14 protein-coding genes are annotated in these 15,285 nt (G+C 67.8%); 6 read left to right on the top strand and 8 right to left on the bottom strand.

Annotation, left to right across the window (positions count from 1 at the left end; all coding sequences use genetic code 11):
• Positions 1-77: 77 nt before the first annotated feature.
• The 3 genes from ASC46_RS16290 to ASC46_RS16280 all read left to right on the top strand — a co-directional run bounded on the left by ASC46_RS16290 (position 78) and on the right by ASC46_RS16280 (position 7,285).
• Positions 78-2,984 carry a PAS domain-containing sensor histidine kinase gene (locus ASC46_RS16290; RefSeq protein ID WP_055460358.1) on the top strand — a complete coding sequence of 969 codons (2,907 nt, stop codon included), beginning with the start codon at positions 78-80 and terminating at the stop codon, positions 2,982-2,984.
• Between the two features lie 98 nt (positions 2,985-3,082).
• On the top strand, positions 3,083-4,240 hold the full coding sequence (locus ASC46_RS16285) for an acyl-CoA dehydrogenase family protein (RefSeq protein ID WP_055460357.1): 1,158 nt from the start codon (positions 3,083-3,085) through the stop codon (positions 4,238-4,240).
• 315 nt (positions 4,241-4,555) lie between these two features.
• Positions 4,556-7,285: a bifunctional acetate--CoA ligase family protein/GNAT family N-acetyltransferase gene (locus tag ASC46_RS16280; protein ID WP_055460356.1), complete on the top strand. Its 2,730-nt coding sequence runs from the start codon at positions 4,556-4,558 to the stop codon at positions 7,283-7,285.
• A gap of 57 nt (positions 7,286-7,342) precedes the next feature.
• Here ASC46_RS16280 and bfr read toward each other — a convergent pair whose 3' ends face one another.
• Both bfr and ASC46_RS16270 read right to left on the bottom strand, forming a co-directional pair.
• On the bottom strand, positions 7,343-7,822 hold the full coding sequence (bfr, locus tag ASC46_RS16275) for a bacterioferritin (RefSeq protein ID WP_055460355.1): 480 nt from the start codon (positions 7,820-7,822) through the stop codon (positions 7,343-7,345).
• Between the two features lie 113 nt (positions 7,823-7,935).
• Positions 7,936-8,274: a (2Fe-2S)-binding protein gene (locus ASC46_RS16270; RefSeq protein ID WP_071923301.1), complete on the bottom strand. Its 339-nt coding sequence runs from the start codon at positions 8,272-8,274 to the stop codon at positions 7,936-7,938.
• A gap of 241 nt (positions 8,275-8,515) precedes the next feature.
• Here ASC46_RS16270 and ASC46_RS16265 point away from each other — a divergent pair, with 241 nt between their 5' ends.
• Positions 8,516-8,737 (top strand): hypothetical protein, encoded by a 222-nt coding sequence (locus ASC46_RS16265; RefSeq protein ID WP_096335230.1) that lies wholly within the window; start codon positions 8,516-8,518, stop codon positions 8,735-8,737.
• 157 nt (positions 8,738-8,894) lie between these two features.
• Here the strand turns inward: ASC46_RS16265 and ASC46_RS16260 are convergent, their stop codons facing one another.
• Both ASC46_RS16260 and ASC46_RS16255 read right to left on the bottom strand, forming a co-directional pair.
• Positions 8,895-9,674, bottom strand: coding sequence for an outer membrane protein (locus ASC46_RS16260; RefSeq protein WP_055460354.1), 780 nt, complete (start codon positions 9,672-9,674; stop codon positions 8,895-8,897).
• Between the two features lie 338 nt (positions 9,675-10,012).
• Entirely contained in the window at positions 10,013-10,993 is a 981-nt protein-coding gene (locus tag ASC46_RS16255) for a LysR family transcriptional regulator (RefSeq protein WP_055460353.1), read from the bottom strand.
• Between the two features lie 268 nt (positions 10,994-11,261).
• On the opposite strand from ASC46_RS16255, the gene ASC46_RS16250 reads away from it, so the two are divergent.
• Positions 11,262-11,942 (top strand): TerC family protein, encoded by a 681-nt coding sequence (locus ASC46_RS16250; RefSeq protein ID WP_055460352.1) that lies wholly within the window; start codon positions 11,262-11,264, stop codon positions 11,940-11,942.
• A gap of 62 nt (positions 11,943-12,004) precedes the next feature.
• On the opposite strand, the gene ASC46_RS16245 is transcribed toward ASC46_RS16250, so the two are convergent.
• From ASC46_RS16245 to ASC46_RS16230, 4 genes are read right to left on the bottom strand one after another with little or no spacing between them, the layout of a single operon-like run.
• Positions 12,005-12,451 carry an arsenate-mycothiol transferase ArsC gene (locus ASC46_RS16245; protein WP_055460351.1) on the bottom strand — a complete coding sequence of 149 codons (447 nt, stop codon included), beginning with the start codon at positions 12,449-12,451 and terminating at the stop codon, positions 12,005-12,007.
• Positions 12,452-12,455: 4 nt separating this feature from the next.
• Positions 12,456-12,944, bottom strand: coding sequence for a UPF0262 family protein (locus ASC46_RS16240; protein ID WP_055460350.1), 489 nt, complete (start codon positions 12,942-12,944; stop codon positions 12,456-12,458).
• Positions 12,945-12,959: 15 nt separating this feature from the next.
• On the bottom strand, positions 12,960-14,252 hold the full coding sequence (gene hisD / locus ASC46_RS16235; protein ID WP_055460349.1) for a histidinol dehydrogenase: 1,293 nt from the start codon (positions 14,250-14,252) through the stop codon (positions 12,960-12,962).
• 2 nt (positions 14,253-14,254) lie between these two features.
• Positions 14,255-14,704 (bottom strand): DUF2948 family protein, encoded by a 450-nt coding sequence (locus ASC46_RS16230; protein WP_055460348.1) that lies wholly within the window; start codon positions 14,702-14,704, stop codon positions 14,255-14,257.
• Positions 14,705-14,930: 226 nt separating this feature from the next.
• Between ASC46_RS16230 and ASC46_RS16225 the strand changes: the two genes are divergently transcribed.
• Positions 14,931-15,269, top strand: a complete 339-nt coding sequence (locus tag ASC46_RS16225) for a hypothetical protein (RefSeq protein ID WP_141659704.1) — start codon at positions 14,931-14,933, stop codon at positions 15,267-15,269.
• Positions 15,270-15,285 lie beyond the last annotated feature (16 nt).

Raw genomic sequence — 15,285 nt, 5'->3', positions numbered from 1 at the left:
ACCGATGCCTATATTAAGTCTTCATTAGGCATTGGCCATATCAACCTGATGACGCGAGCAGGAGCGAACCGACAGGCATGACGCGGACCGCACCGGAAGCTGGAGCGACGCTGGATGCGCTGCGGCACGACGCGATCTTCGGACCGCTCGTTGCCGGCAACGGCGCGGTCGCGCTCGTCGACGGCCAGGGCGACATTCTCGCGGCTTCTCCCGCCGGCGGGCGTCTCGTCGCGGCGTTGCTCGCTGCCGGCGGCGGTGGCCAGATCGGCCGGCTTGCCGGCGGACTCGCGCCGTGCGAGGGCATGCGTCTCGAGCGGGTGCGGCTCTCCTGGGGCGCACGCATTCTTGCCACGACGATCGCCTGCCGTCGCATCGGCGACACCGGGACGCTCGTCATCGCCGCAACCCAGCCGCTGCCGGCCTCCCTCGCCGGCAGCGCCGCGGTCGCCGCGCCCGTGCAGCCAACGCCTGAGCCCACCCCCTGCGCCGCGGACGAAGCCGATGCCGCGACGCGCCTGCGCGCCCTCGCCGGACGCCGTGCGACCGTCCGCTTCCTCTTCGAGACCGATGCCGAGGGGCGTTTCATCAAGCTCTCGAAGGAACTGGCTGAGGTGGTTGGCGCCGGGAGCGCCAACATCGTCGGGCGCAGTTGGGCGGACATCGCCTCCGAGATCGTCAGCGATCGCGCCGGCCGTGTCGCTGACGCTCTCAGGCGACGAGAGACCTGGAGTGGCGTGACCGTGCTATGGCGCGTCGCCGGCAGTCCGCTGCGTGTCGAGGTGGAACTCGCCGGCCTGCCCGTGCAGGGACCGGACAAGGATTTCGCCGGTTTCCGCGGCTTCGGCCTGTGTCGCCTCAACGAGATCCACGAGGACGTGGCCATCGCGCCGCCCATCGGCGCCGGGACGCCCGACACGGCGGCGGCCGAGCCGGCGCCGCCGATCGCCGAATCCAGGGCAGCGCCCGAGGATGAAGCGCCGCCGGCCACTGCTGTCCCCTCGCCTTCGCAACCCACGGCATCCGAAAGCGGGGCCGTCGTTCCTTTCCCCGCCGTGCGCACCAGTGTCGGCGCGACGCTCGGCACGCCGAAAGTCGTGCCGCTGAGGATTGCCGAGACCCCGCCCGACAAGAGCGCGCAAGAACCTCTGGAGCAGCGGGCGCCCGATGCTCCGCGCCCCGGCCTGTCGCCGAGCGAGCGCAATGCGCTGCGCGAGATCGCGCGCGCCCTGGGCGCACGGTTCGAGGGCTGGGGCGACACGCCTGCTGCACCGGTGCAAAGCCCCGAAACGCCCAGCCTCCCCCCGTTGGCAGAGGCGACCTCCGTACCCGGGGCACCGGCGGCCGACGCGCCGCTGCCTGCGTCCATCCCTGCGGAGCAGGTTCTTGCGACGCCTCCTGCCACGGAAGCGGCGGCGGAGCCGTCGCAGAACCCGCAGACGATCGAGGAGCGGGCACACCAGGAACCGGCCGGCGAGGAGGCAGCGGCCGCGCACCCCCGGGACGTGGCCACTCCAGCCCCCTCGCCCTTCGCCCAGCTCGTCGACAAGCTGCCGGTCGGCGTGCTGGTGAGCCAGGGCGAGGAGCCGCTCTACGCCAACCGCACGCTGCTCGATCTCCTCGACTATCCGGATGTGGACGCCCTCGCTGCAGCCGGCATGTCGAAGGTCTTCGCGCGCCAGCCGGACCGGCCGGGCGAGGAGGAGCGCATCGCCCTGCGCAGCATCACCGGCGAGGCCATCCCGGTCGATGCACGCCTTGCGACGATCGACTGGCAGGGCGCCGCCGCCTCGCTCATGACCTTCCGCCGCGCCATGGAGCCGGAGCTGCAGCGCCACCTCGACGGGCTCGAGGAGGACCTGCGCAACTACGAGGAGCGGACGAACGAGCTCACCTCGATCCTCGACACGGCGACGGACGGCGTCATCGTGCTCGACGGGCACGGGCGCATCCTGTCCGTCAACCGGTCGGCCGAAGCGCTCTTCGGCTATGACCAGAACGAGATCGCGGGCGAGCCCTTCACCATCCTCCTCGCCCCCGAGAGCCATGCGGTCGCGCTCGACTATATCGAGGGCCTGAAGGCCGGCGGCGTCGCCAGTATCCTCAACGACGGGCGCGAGGTGACGGGGCGTGTGCGCCAGGGCGGCAAGTGCCCGCTGACCATGACCATCGGCCGCGTCAGCGAGCGCCCGCACCGCAAGTTCTGCGTCGTCCTGCGCGACATGACGGCCTCGAAGAAGGCGGAGGCGGAGCTGATGGCGGCCAAGCGCGCCGCCGAGGAGGCCAATGCCCAGAAGTCCGACTTCCTCGCCAAGATCAGCCACGAGATCCGCACGCCGCTCAACGCCATCATCGGTTTCGCCGAGGTGATGCTGGAAGAGCGTTTCGGACCCGTCGGCAACGAACGCTACAAGGAATACCTGAAGGACATCCACGTCTCCGGCGGGCATGTCATCAGCCTCGTCAACGACCTGCTCGATCTCGCCAAGATCGAGGCCGGGCGGCTCGACCTCTCCTTCACCAGCGTCAAGCTCAACGATGTCGTGGCGAGCTGCGTCGCGCTGATGCAGCCGCAGGCGAACCGCGAGCGCATCGTGCTGCGCACGAGCCTCGCCCCGCACCTTCCCGCGGTCGTCGCCGACGAGCGCTCCATGCGCCAGATCATCCTCAACGTGCTGTCGAATGCCGTGAAGTTCACCGATGCGGGCGGTCAGGTCATCGTCTCGACGGCGCTGACCGATCGCGGCGAGGTCGTCGTGCGTGTGCGGGACACCGGCATCGGCATGAACGACAAGGAAATCGCGGCCGCACTCGAGCCTTTCCGCCAGCTCGCCACCGCCCGCCGTGCCGGCGGCACCGGGCTCGGCCTGCCGCTGACCAAGGCCCTCATCGAAGCCAACCGCGGCTCGCTCGCCATCAAGAGCGCCAAGAACGAGGGTACCCTCGTCGAAATCACCCTGCCGCGCACGCGCGTGCTGGCGGAATAGGACCCGCATTCCCGCACAGCCGCCTGCCCGGCGCCGCGCGTTGCCCCTGCGGCGAGGGCGCCGTACCCTTCCGCTCAAGACGAACGGGGAGGTGCGCCATGCTTTTCGCCCTGAGCGACGAAGAGGAGATGATCCGCGAGACGGCGCGGCGCCTCGCGGCGGACCGGCTGGCCCCGCTCGCGGAAGCCCTCGATCGGGGCGAGGGCCGCGAAGGGCTTCTCGCGAACCTCCGACTGCTCGCCGAGAACGGCTTCATGGCCCTCAACGTGAAGAGCGCCTACGGCGGCACGGAGGCTGGCTCGGTCGCCTTCGCCCTCGCCGTCGAGGAGCTGGGCTACGCCTGTGCCGCGACGGCGGTCACCGTCTCCGTGACCAACATGGTCGGCGAGGTCATCCAGGCCGTCGGGAGCGAGGAGCAGAAGAGAGCCTATCTGCCGCGCCTCGCCGACGGCACCTCTCCGGCCGGGGCCTTCTGCCTCACGGAGGCGGAGGCGGGCTCCGACCCCTCCGCCATGCGCACGCGGGCGCGGCGCGACGGCGACGGCTATGTCATCGACGGCGCCAAGATCTACATCACCTCGGCCGAATATGCCGGGCTCTTCGTCGTCTGGGCGGTGACGGACCCTGACGCGCCGAAGGGGCGTGGCATTTCCCTTTTCCTCGTCGAGGCGGGCACGCCCGGGCTCGTGATCGGCAAGGCGGAGAAGAAGATGGGGCAGACCGGCTCGGCAACGAACATCGTCACCTTCGACAATTGCCGCGTGCCGGCATCGGCTCTCATGGGGCGAGAGAACGACGGCTTCCGTGTCGCGGTGGGTGAACTCGCCGGCGGGCGCATCGGCGTCGCGGCCCTGTCGCTCGGCATCGCCCGCGCGGCCATGGACGCAGCCAAGGCCTATGCGCGCGAGCGGCGCCAGTTCGGCACGCGCATCTGCGACTTCCAGGGCATCCAGTGGATGCTGGCCGACCGGGAGGTGGACCTCGAGGCCGCCCGCCTGCTCATCCTCAACGCTGCCGCTGCCAAGGACGCCGGCCGCCCCTTCGCCAAGGAAGCCTCCATGGCCAAGCTCTTCGCCTCCGAAGCGGCGCACCGCGCCACGGACACGGCTATCCAGATCCACGGCGGGGCGGGATATGTGAAGGACTATCCGGTCGAGCGCTATGCGCGCGATGCGCGCATCACGCGCATCTACGAGGGTACCTCCGAAATCCAGCGCCTCGTCATCGCGCGGGAGATCCTGCGCCAGAACGGGTGAAGGAGCGGTCGGCCGTCGGTTACTCGCACCCCGCCGGATCCAGGGGCAATCTCGTTTCACGGGCGCGTGCGGCGAAGCGGACTGCGACCCGGGAACCAGCGCAAGGGCTCGCCGAAGGCACCGTGTGAAGGAACCCCGGCCCGGCACCGCGTCATTTCATGCGGCGGCATCGGGGGTACGAGCGCGTGTTTGCAATTGCCGACCTTCGGCAACCAATGGCCTGCGAGGAACGATCGCCCCTTTACCGCGCATGGCCGGGCCGTGTTTGATGGGCGTCAATGTCGGTTCACCCCTCGTCCACCAAGGCTAGGCCCCATGTCGACCTATCGCCTCGACCGGCTGTTTTCGCCCCGCTCCATCGCTCTTATCGGCGCAAGCCCGCGCGAGGGTTCACTCGGCCGCAAGGTGCTGGCCAATCTCAAGGCCGGCGGCTTTGCCGGCCCGCTCGCGGTGATCAATCCAAAATATCCGATCATTGAGGGCATCGCTACGCTTGCATCCATTGAGGCCGTCCCGGAAACGCCCGACCTTGTCGTGCTGACCACCCCGCCCGAGACGATTCCCGGCCTCGTCGATGCCGCAGGTGCAAGAGGCGTCGCCGCGGCCGTCATCGTCACCGCCGGCCTCGGCCATGGGCCCGGGTCCCTGGCGGAGAAGGCCGAGCAGATGGCGCGGCGGCACGGCATCCGCCTCGTCGGGCCGAACTGCCTCGGCGTCATGGCGCCTGCGGCGAAGCTCAATGCCAGCTTCGCGGCACGCATGCCGCTCGGGGGCGATCTCGCGCTCCTTTCCCAGTCCGGCGCCATCGCCGCGGGCCTCGTCGAATGGGCGGCGGAGCGGGCCGTGGGCTTCTCGGCCGTCGTCTCGCTCGGCGACAAGGTGGATGTCGATTTCGGCGACCTGCTCGACTATTTCGCCCTCGACCGCGGCACGCGCGCCATCCTGCTCTATGTCGAATCCATCAACGACGCCCGCAAGTTCATGTCGGCGGCGCGCGCCGCTGCGCGCGCCAAGCCGGTCGTCGTCATCAAGTCGGGTCGGCACGCGCAGGCGGCGAAGGCGGCGGCCACGCACACGGGGGCCCTCGCCGGCTCCGACGCGGTCTATGACGCCGCCTTCCGCCGGGCCGGCCTGCTGCGCGTCTTCGACCTCGACGAGCTCTTCTCGGCGGCCGAGACGCTCGGGCGGCTGAAGCCGTTCTCGGGACGGCGCCTCGGCATCCTCACCAACGGCGGCGGTATCGGCGTCCTTGCCGTCGACCGGCTCGCCGACCTCGGCGGGGCGCTTGCCGAGCTCTCGCCGGAAACGCTGGCGGCGCTCGATGCCGCGCTGCCGTCGACCTGGTCGCGGGCCAATCCGGTCGACATCGTCGGCGATGCCGATGCCGAGCGCTACGGCGCCGCGCTCGAGGTACTGCTGGCCGACCGTGACAGCGATGCCGTCCTTGTCATGAACGTACCGACGGCGCTCGCCTCGCCTCAGGAGGCGGCACGGCGCGTGGTGGACACCGTCGAGCGCCATCGCCGGCGAGCGATGCGGCCCAAGCCCGTCTTCGCCGTCTGGCTCGGCTCCTCCGGCACGACCGACGACCTGTTCGAAGAGGCCGCCATCCCTCATTTCGCGACGGAAGCGGATGCGGTGCAGGGCTTCATGCATATCGTGCGCTACCGCGAGGCGCAGGCCCTGCTCATGGAGACACCGCCGAGCCTGCCGGAGGATTTCGCGCCCGAGACGGGCAAGGCACGGGACGTCGTTGCCAGGGCGCTCGCCGCGGGGCGCAGCTGGCTCGACCCGCTGGAGGTCACGGCCCTGTTCGAGGCCTATGGCCTGCCCATCACGCCGGCCGTCCTGGCGGTTAGCGCGGACGAGGCCGGCGAGGCGGCGCGGCCGTTCCTCGAAGCGGGCGATCCCGTCGCCGTCAAGATCCTGTCGCCGGACATCATCCACAAGTCCGACGTCGGCGGCGTCCGGCTCAACCTCACCAACGAAGCTGCAGTGCGCGAGGCGGCGCGGGACATCCTCGAGCGGGCCCGAGCGCTCCGGCCGGAGGCGCGCATCACCGGCCTCACGATCCACCCCATGATCCTGAGACCCAAGGCGCGCGAACTCATCGCCGGCCTCGCCGACGACGAGACCTTCGGGCCGGTGGTCGTCTTCGGCCGCGGCGGCACTGCCGTCGAGGTCATCAACGACAAGGCGCTGGCGCTGCCGCCGCTCGACCTCACGCTCGCCCATACGCTCATCGGCCGCACGCGCGTCTCGCGGCGGCTCAAGGCCTATCGCGACGTGCCGGCGGCGGATGAGGGCGCGATCGCACTCGTGCTCGTGAAGCTCGCGCAGCTCGCTGCCGACCTGCCGGAGGTACGCGAGCTCGACATCAATCCGCTGCTTGCCGATCAGAACGGCGTCATCGCCGTCGATGCGCGGATCGCCGTCGCGCCGAGCATCCAGCCGGTCCGCGGGCCTGCCGGCCATCCGCGCTTCGCCATCCGGCCTTATCCGAAGGAATGGGAGCGGCGGACCGCCCTGCCGGACGGCACCGGCGTCTTCATCCGGCCCGTGCGGCCGGAGGACGAGGAGCTGTTCCGCAGCTTCTTCGAGAAGGTGACGCCGGAGGACCTGCGCCTGCGCTTCTTCGCGCCCATCCGCGATTTCAGCCACACCTTCATCGCCCGGCTGACGCAGCTCGACTATGCGCGTGCCATGGCGCTCGTCGCCATTGAGGAGGAGACCGGCGCCATGCTCGGCGCCGTGCGTCTGCACGCTGACGCCAATTACGACAAGGGCGAATATGGCATCCTGGTGCGCTCGGACCTCAAGGGCCGCGGACTGGGTTGGCTGCTGATGGAGATGATCATCGCCTATGCCCGCGCCGAGGGCCTCAACGCCATCGAGGGCCAGGTGCTGCGCGAGAACACGATGATGCTCGCCATGTGCGAGAAGCTGGGCTTCGCCATCGGACCCGACCCGCACGATCCCGACATCCGGCTCGTACGGCTCGCGGTCTCCGCAGGGCCGGCCATGGCCATGCGGCCAGCTTTCTGAACGGCAAGGCCGCCGGCGAGAACCGGCGGCCTGCAGGATTTCACCGGAGATCGAAGGTCAGTCGTCCAGCTTGCCGATGTGATGCTGACTGTAGAGCTGCTCTCCGAGCTTGCCGATAAGCTCGAGCTGAGTCTCGAGGAAGTCGATGTGGCCCTCCTCATCCGCCATCAGTTCCTCGAACAGGTCCTTCGAAGGATAGTCCTTGACCGAATGACAATAGGTGGCGGCCTCCTGATAGAGGGCGCGCGCCTCGACCTCGGCTGCGAGATCGCATTCGATCACCTCCTTCACCGACTGGCCGATACGCAGCGGATCGAGGACCTGGAGATTCGGATGGCCTTCAAGGAACAGGATGCGGTCGATGAACTTGTCTGCGTGGTGCATTTCCTCGATCGATTCCTCCCGCCACTTCTTGGCGAGATCCTTCAATCCCCAGTTATCCAGCATGCGGTAATGGAGCCAGTACTGGCTCACCGCCGTCAGCTCGCTGCGCAGACCGCGGTTGAGATATTCGATGACCTTGGCGTCACCCTTCATCGCTCCACTCCACGTCCTTGGGAAATCCTATTTAGAATCATTATAAACTAATGCCCGACCACATCAAGGGTCCGGCTTGTCTCCAACGACATACACCATTGCGAAAGAAGCCGCTATTCGGCGGCGATGAGCGGGACAGCGGGCGCCTCGGCGGGTTCCTCATCGCCCGGGGCGACACGCGGACGGCCGTCGAACGGCAGCACGTTGGCGGCGGCAGGCGCGTGCGCCGCGTGCTCGACGGCGCCGGGACAGCCGGGGCAGCCGATATCGCAGGCGTCCAAGCGCGCAGCTTGCAGGAGGCGCCGCACGGTGACGAGGCAGCGCCCGCACTCGGGGCTGCAGCCGAGGCAGCGGTAGGCCTGCGCAGGCGAACGCGGAGCCCCCGGGGCCTCGCTCTGCAGCGTTTCGAGGATCTGCTTGTCAGTGAGGACGTTACAGGAGCAGACGATCATTGAGGCAGTTTGGAACGATTCAAAATTACATTGTCTTTCAATAACTTAATGCTCATCCACGCCCTTCGCAATGACAGAAATGCCGCAGGGTTCGCCCGTTGCCCGGGCGCGACGAACCATTGCACCGGAACCACGGCATCCCCATTTCGTTGACATGATCAGGCCGCTTCTGCGGAGATACGGCTGGTCGACCTTTTTGACTGAAATGCAGGAGCAACCCTCAACCGACAGGAGGACAGCGATGCAAGCGAACATGCAGGACACGGCGCGTCTTCACTACCGCTCGAGCCCGCATCTGACGGATCCCGATCACGTCATCGACTTTCCCTCGCTGGAGGATGCGGTTGCCTTCGCCATGACGCAGAACCCGGGCAATCGCGAACTCGCCTGGGCTGACACGGCGAGCGGCCGCAAGCTGCGGCCGAGCGAGATCGCAGCCCTGTGGGAACTGCGGCGCGAGTGACGCACCTATCCTGCCTCGCCCGGACTGTATGCGGCGTTGAAAAACCCGGGTTCCTCGAATGCCGGGTTTCGTGCGTCTTAGCCATCCGTGCAAAAAACAACGCCCGGCCAGGAGCCGGGCGCTGCAGGTCCGTTCGACGGTCCGTTCGGGGAAAACCTCAGAACGTGTCGAACTTGTAGTTGAGACCGACACGCACGATGCTGCCGCGATTCTTGGCCTTGAGCACGGCGACATCCGTCGGAACGGCGAAACTCGGCGCAATCGCCGTCGTGTCACCGAGGTCATAATAGAGGTACTCGGCCTTGGCCGTCAGGTTGTTGGTGAAGGCATATTCGAGACCGCCGCCGACGGTCCAGCCTGCCTGCGTGTCGGACTTGCTGCCGACGGCGAGCAGGGCGCCCGTGTTATCGAAGATGCTGTGCGTCAGCTTGGTATCGCCGTAGATCAGACCGCCCGTGGCGAAGATGAGCAGACGATCCATCGCGGCGAAGCCGAGCCGGGCACGCAACGTCCCGAACCACTCCAGCTCCTTCTTACCCTCGGCAAAGCCCGCCGCGGCGAAGGAGGTGCCCGTATCGCTCAGATCGGCATACTGTATATCGGCCTCAAGACCGACGACCACCGACCCGAATTGATAATTGTAGCCAACCTGGGCACCGCCGAGGAAACCTTCAGACTTCAGGGACAGGCTGCCCGGAAGATCGCCGGCGGCGACATCACTGAGATAAAGAGCGTCGCCCACATAGCGGGCATTACCGGAATCGGAGAAGCCGTAGCCGGCATTCACACCGACATAGAAACCCGTCCAGGTGAAAACCGGCGGCAGCGGCTCGGCCGGCGGCGTATAGGTACGGGACGGAAGATCGGCCGCAAAGGCCACAGCGCCGGAAAGCGCCAGGGCCGTCGCCGCCGCCGATAGTCGCAGGATATTCTTCATCTGAGGCACCTCTTTGAACGAAACCTGTTCCTGTCGCGCAGGCCCGAGCGGACCATCATCTCACGCCGCAGCTAGACTCGTGAAGCTTCCAAAAAGAGTCAAGCATGACATGAACGTAGCATCACACGCGCAATTTCATGCGACATTGATGCAACACAAAGAATGGATACCTATCGCGTCTATTGCTCGCCATAAGAACAACCAGGGGACCACTCACAACTGCCGACACAACCGTTATGAAGGCATGCGAAACCCGCCCCAAAAGGAAAAACGGTCGGAGAGCCCATCAGGTTCCATGGCGCATCATCTTTTTCCGAAGGAAAAGGCGCCGCCGCGGCTCAATCCCCCTGCGAGTCAGGTTTTTTTGACTGGCGTCTGATCCGCGGCAAGCGACGGAATGGCACCACCTTATCGTCGCTCGTCAGGCTGACGCGCTCGCGCAAGAGGTCGAGGAAGGCATCCCGTGCCGCGAGCCGCTGATGCGGCCGCCAGGCCACGCCGACGAGAGCCCCGTCCGGCGGCGGATCGAGCAGCAGTCCCTTGAGGCGGCGCGTCGTCACACCCGGCCAATTCATCGCCGCCGTCCAATCCGGGGCAAGCGCAAGGCCGATGCCGGCGGCCACCGCCGCGAACATCGCCGGCTTCTCGGTCACCTCCTGCACGACGTTGGGCACCGTGCCGACGCTGTCGAAATAGCTCATGACGAGATCGTAGGCGTAGGGACGCATGCGGCGCGAAGGCACGATGAAAGGCTCGCCGACGAGATCGCCCATCATGACGGCGTCACTGTCCGCGAGCGGGTGCGCTGCCGGCATGACGACGAGCGGCATCTCGACGCGCAGGATCTCGAAGGCACAGTCCACCTGGCGCCGGGGCGGACGCACGAGACAAAGGTCGAGCTTGCCGGCGTCGAGCATCTGCAGCTGGGGCGCCGTCATCGCCTCGGTGAACTGGATGTGGGCGCGGGGATGGCGCTGGCGGAACTCCGTCATGATGCGCGGCAGGAAGCTCGCCGACGCGCCATCTATGGCGCCGATGCGCAGGACTTTGCTGGTCGAGCTCGCTGCTTCGCGCACATGGCGGGCCGCATGCTCGGCCCGGGCGAGGAGTGCTTTGGCCTCGTCGAGCAGCAGCAGCCCGGCCCGCGTCAGGTTGACGCTTCGCGTCGTGCGCGTGAGAAGGTCCGCGCCAAGCTCCTCCTCCAGCGCCCGCACCTGGCGCGACAGGGCCGGCGGCGCCAGCCCCATGCGCTCTGCCGCCTTGCCGAAATGCAGCTCCTCCGCGACAGCGACGAAGCATTTGAGCTGGCGCAGATCCATCGGTTCCTACCGCCCCTCCGCGCGCCACGAGCGGCGCGACCGCACCCGGCGATGCTTGTCCGCTGTCGAATCGCCGCCTGCAGCACCGTCGGCACCGGACAGCACCGCATTATAGGATTATGTCGCCGGATTATGAAATAAGTTGACGACGATCACGCACGACACGCGCGCTAAGAGAGGCCCGACAGTGTGCCGGCGCAGTTGCGCGGTGGCTGTGCCCTCCTCCGGAGCGCCCGGTGCTCGTCCCGACCCAAGAGCTGTGAGCGTTATGGCCCTAGATGCACAGACATTGATCGCGATCGTCCAGATCATCTGGATCGATATTCTCCTGTCCGGTGACAATGCGGTGGTGATCGCGCTCGCCTGCCGCTCGCTGCCCGACAACCAGCGACGTCTCGGCGTCGTCCTCGGCGCCGGCACGGCGATCGCGCTGCGCATTCTCTTCGCCCTCATCATTTCCCAGTTGCTCGCGCTGCCCTTCCTCAAGATCGTCGGCGGCGCGCTGCTGTTCTGGATCGCGGTCAAGCTCATCCAGGGCGACGACGACAATCACGAAGTGAAAGAGAGCGGCAGCCTGTGGGAGGCCGTGCGCACGATCGCCATCGCCGATGCGGTGATGAGCCTCGACAACGTGCTCGCCATCTCGGCCGCCTCGCACGGCAACGTCTGGCTCTTCACCTTTGGCCTGCTGTTCTCCATCCCGCTCATCGTCATCGGCTCTACACTGATCATGGCGCTGATCGAGCGTTTCCCGATCTTCGTGTGGGCGGGTGCGGCGCTGCTGGGCTGGATCGCGGGCGAGATGCTTGTCGCCGACCCTTGGGTGATCGAGCAGATCGGCGGCGTCACAAGGACCCTGCATTACCTGGCGGCCGTCGTCGGCGCGGCCGTCGTCGTGGCCATCGGTCTCGTGGTGACGCGCTTCAACCGCAGCCCGGCGACGCACTGACCCCGAACGGTACGTGCCCCGGCAAAGGCCGGCGACGGCGCCGGCCTTTGCCGCCGGCGCGTTCAACGGCGCGCGAAACGCTGCCTGATGCGCTCGACGAGACCGTCGCGAACGCTGCGGTAGGCCTCGAGACGCTGCTCACGAGCGCCGTGCACGACAGTCGCGTCGAGCGTCGGCCAGTATTCCACATCGACAGCGAGGGTCCGCGTCAGTTCCAGGGCGCGATGGTGCGCCTCCGGCGACAGGGTGACGATGAGGTCGAAGCCGGCATCCTCGAGATCTTCCAGGGTCTGTGGCCGGTGGCGCGCGACGTCGATGCCGATCTCCTCCATCACCGCCACGGCGAAGGGGTCGAGTTCGTCGGGGCGTACACCGGCCGAGGCGACATAGATCGAGGCGCCGAAATAATGCCGTGCGATACCCTCCGCCATCGGCGAGCGCACCGCATTATGGGCGCACATGAAGAGGACGGATTGCACGCTGCGTCCGCCAGCGGCCCCGGGCGCCATGCGCCTAACCCTTCCAGTGCAGCGCGAAGATGAGGGTGAAGAGCCGGCGAGCGGTGTCGAAGTCCACCTCGATCTTGCCCGCGAGGCGCTCGCGCAGGAGTTCCGCAGCCTCGTCGTGCAGGCCGCGGCGACCCATGTCGATGGCCTCGATCTGTGCCGGCGAAGCGGTGCGGATGGCAGCGTAATAGCTCTCGCAGACGAGTTCGTAGTCCTTGATGACGCGGCGGAACGGTGTCAGCGAGAGGAAATGGGTCACGACCGGCTCGGCGCCGCTGTTGCGGACGTCGAGTGTCAGCTTCTTCTCGACCAGCGCCACATGCAGCGCATAAGGCCCGCCGTCATGCCCCGGCACCGCGAAATAATTGCGCTCCAGGATGTCCCAGATGGCGATGGCACGTTCGTGCTCCTGATCCGGATTGCCGCGGCCGAGCGAGCCCTCGTCGAGCGTGACGGCAGTCAGCGTGCAACGCTTCGTCGGCTCGGCTGCCTTCAAGGGCTCCTCCACTCCTTACCGGTTGAGCCTGACCGCGACCGAGCGGGCATGCGCGTCGAGCCCCTCGGCCTCGCCGAGCACGATCGCCGCCGGCGCGAGCGCCCTGAGGCCCTCCGGGCCGCAGCGCAGGATCGAGGTGCGCTTCATGAAGTCGAGCACGCCGAGTCCGGACGAGAAGCGGGCCGAGCGAGCCGTGGGCAGGACGTGGTTGGAGCCGCCGACATAATCGCCGATGGCCTCCGGCGTGTGGCCGCCGAGAAAGATGGCGCCGGCATTGCGCACCCCGGCCGCCAGGCGATCGGCATCCTCGGCCATGATCTCGAGATGCTCCGGGGCGAAGCGGTCGACGATGGGGAGCGCCTCGGCGAGGCGCTCGACGACGATCACGGCGCCGAAGTCGCGCCAGCTCGCCCCGGCGATATCGGCCCGCGGCAAGGTCTTTAGCTGATCTTCCACCGCCCGCTCGACCGCATCGGCGAGGGCGGCATCGTCGGTGATCAGCACCGACTGGGCGGCGGTGTCGTGCTCCGCCTGCGCGAGCAGATCGGCCGCGATCCAGGCCGGATTGGCGGAACCGTCTGCCAGCACCAGCACCTCGGAGGGCCCCGCGATCATGTCGATGCCGACCGTGCCGAAGACGCGGCGCTTGGCGGCCGCCACATAGGCATTGCCCGGCCCGACGATCTTGGCGACGGGCGCGATGGTCGCCGTGCCGAGGGCGAGCGCCGCCACGGCCTGCGCGCCGCCAATGCGGTAGACCTCGTCGACGCCGGCAAGATGCGCGGCCGCGAGCACGAGCGGATTGAGCTCGCCGCGCGGTGCCGGCACCGCCATGACGATGCGCGGCACACCGGCGACCTTGGCCGGCACCGCGTTCATCAACACGGAGGAGGGATAGCTCGCCGTGCCGCCGGGCACGTAGAGCCCGACCGCCTCGACGGCCGTCCAGCGCCAGCCGAGGGTGACGCCGAGATCATCCGTGAAGGTGAGGTCCTCCGGGCGCTGGCGCCGATGGAATGCCTCGATGCGGGCCTTGGCCGTCTCGAGCGCCGCGAGGGTCCTGGCATCACACCGGGCAAGCGCCTCCTCGATCTGCGACGACGCGACGCGCAACATCCCGGGCGTCAGCGCAAGCCCGTCGAAGCGGCGCGTATAGTCGATGACAGCGGCATCGCCCCGGGCGGCCACATCGGCGATGATGGCGCGCACGGCCTCGTCGACATCATGCGACACCTCCCGCTTCATCGCGAGCAGGCGCGCAAGGGCCTCCTCGAAATCGGGCGCGCGACTGTCGATCCTCAGCGCCATCGTCAGGCCTGCCTTTCATCGTTCTCGTCAAGGGGATGGTGGGGGCGGCCGATCGCCTCCCAGGCCGGACCGAGGTCCATCAGTTGCGCCTCGATGCACTCGACATCAAGCGCGATGGCCCCACCCCCGGAGAAATGCAGCGTCACGGTGCCGCCCGGTGCGTCACGCTCATCGAAGGTGACGGCCAGAAGGCTGAGCACGGCATCCGGGTCCCGCGGCGCGACGGCCCGGGTGCGGGCGGCCATCACCCGCTCGAAATGCAATGCCGACAGGCGCCGACGCGGAGGCTCACCCGGCATCGTCTGCCAGTCGTAGCGCCGCAACTCCAGGGCAAAGCGCCGCTCGCGCGGCAGATAGACGAGATCGCGTGCGCGCACGACAGCATCCTGCACATGGGCTGAGAGGACCGCGAGGTCCTGCCCATCGAGCGCAACGAGCTTCAACGGCTCCATCTCCAACGGCTCCACGACCCACCGCTTGCCTCGGCTGCATCCGGTCCCCTGTTGTTATCGGTGCCGCATGCCGCTGACAACCGATCTGCCGGCGAAGCCCGAAAGACAGGCAACCGGGGAAACCATTCGCCTTCATGAAGCGTTCAGCTTCCATCGTGCTATCTGATGATCACGCGCCGAGGCACAGGCGGCCGAAGGCCGCGGGCGGCGCCTGGATGAGACGATGATGACGAGGATCGTTCTGATTGCACTCGCTGCCGTCGCGGCGCTGATGCTGATCACCCCTCCGCCGGCCTCGGCCCAGCCCTATGGCTGGGGCCCGCCGCGCTACGAGGATGACTATGACGACTGGCGCCCGCGCCGCCCGCCGCCGCGCCGCTGGCGCGACGACGACGACTGGGACCGAGGCGGCTGGGGGCGCCCCCGCCCGCGCGGCGAGCGCTACGGCAGCGTTTGCGTCACATCGCGCGGAAACTGCAACGCCGGCTTCCGCGCGCCGCGCAATACGCCCTGCCGCTGCTTCATCCCCGGTTTCGGCGAAAAGCGTGGCGCCATCGGCTATTGAGGGCGCCATGCCTGAC

This window comes from Chelatococcus sambhunathii (assembly GCF_001418005.1).
GTDB lineage: Bacteria > Pseudomonadota > Alphaproteobacteria > Rhizobiales > Beijerinckiaceae > Chelatococcus_A > Chelatococcus_A sambhunathii.
This window is presented reverse-complemented; position numbering and strand designations above follow the sequence as displayed.

What these genes read in the sequence shown, in the direction of transcription:
- hisD (WP_055460349.1), bottom strand. Translation starts at nt 14,252, where the DNA reads ATGGCGCTGAGGATCGACAGTCGCGCGCCCGATTTCGAGGAGGCCCTT.
- ASC46_RS16245 (WP_055460351.1), bottom strand. Translation starts at nt 12,451, where the DNA reads ATGGCGCCCGGGGCCGCTGGCGGACGCAGCGTGCAATCCGTCCTCTTC.
- bfr (WP_055460355.1), bottom strand. Translation starts at nt 7,822, where the DNA reads ATGAAGGGTGACGCCAAGGTCATCGAATATCTCAACCGCGGTCTGCGC.
- ASC46_RS16255 (WP_055460353.1), bottom strand. Translation starts at nt 10,993, where the DNA reads ATGGATCTGCGCCAGCTCAAATGCTTCGTCGCTGTCGCGGAGGAGCTG.
- ASC46_RS16260 (WP_055460354.1), bottom strand. Translation starts at nt 9,674, where the DNA reads ATGAAGAATATCCTGCGACTATCGGCGGCGGCGACGGCCCTGGCGCTT.
- ASC46_RS16290 (WP_055460358.1), top strand. Translation starts at nt 78, where the DNA reads ATGACGCGGACCGCACCGGAAGCTGGAGCGACGCTGGATGCGCTGCGG.
- ASC46_RS16225 (WP_141659704.1), top strand. Translation starts at nt 14,931, where the DNA reads ATGACGAGGATCGTTCTGATTGCACTCGCTGCCGTCGCGGCGCTGATG.
- ASC46_RS16230 (WP_055460348.1), bottom strand. Translation starts at nt 14,704, where the DNA reads ATGGAGCCGTTGAAGCTCGTTGCGCTCGATGGGCAGGACCTCGCGGTC.
- ASC46_RS16250 (WP_055460352.1), top strand. Translation starts at nt 11,262, where the DNA reads ATGGCCCTAGATGCACAGACATTGATCGCGATCGTCCAGATCATCTGG.
- ASC46_RS16265 (WP_096335230.1), top strand. Translation starts at nt 8,516, where the DNA reads ATGCAAGCGAACATGCAGGACACGGCGCGTCTTCACTACCGCTCGAGC.
- ASC46_RS16285 (WP_055460357.1), top strand. Translation starts at nt 3,083, where the DNA reads ATGCTTTTCGCCCTGAGCGACGAAGAGGAGATGATCCGCGAGACGGCG.
- ASC46_RS16280 (WP_055460356.1), top strand. Translation starts at nt 4,556, where the DNA reads ATGTCGACCTATCGCCTCGACCGGCTGTTTTCGCCCCGCTCCATCGCT.
- ASC46_RS16270 (WP_071923301.1), bottom strand. Translation starts at nt 8,274, where the DNA reads ATGATCGTCTGCTCCTGTAACGTCCTCACTGACAAGCAGATCCTCGAA.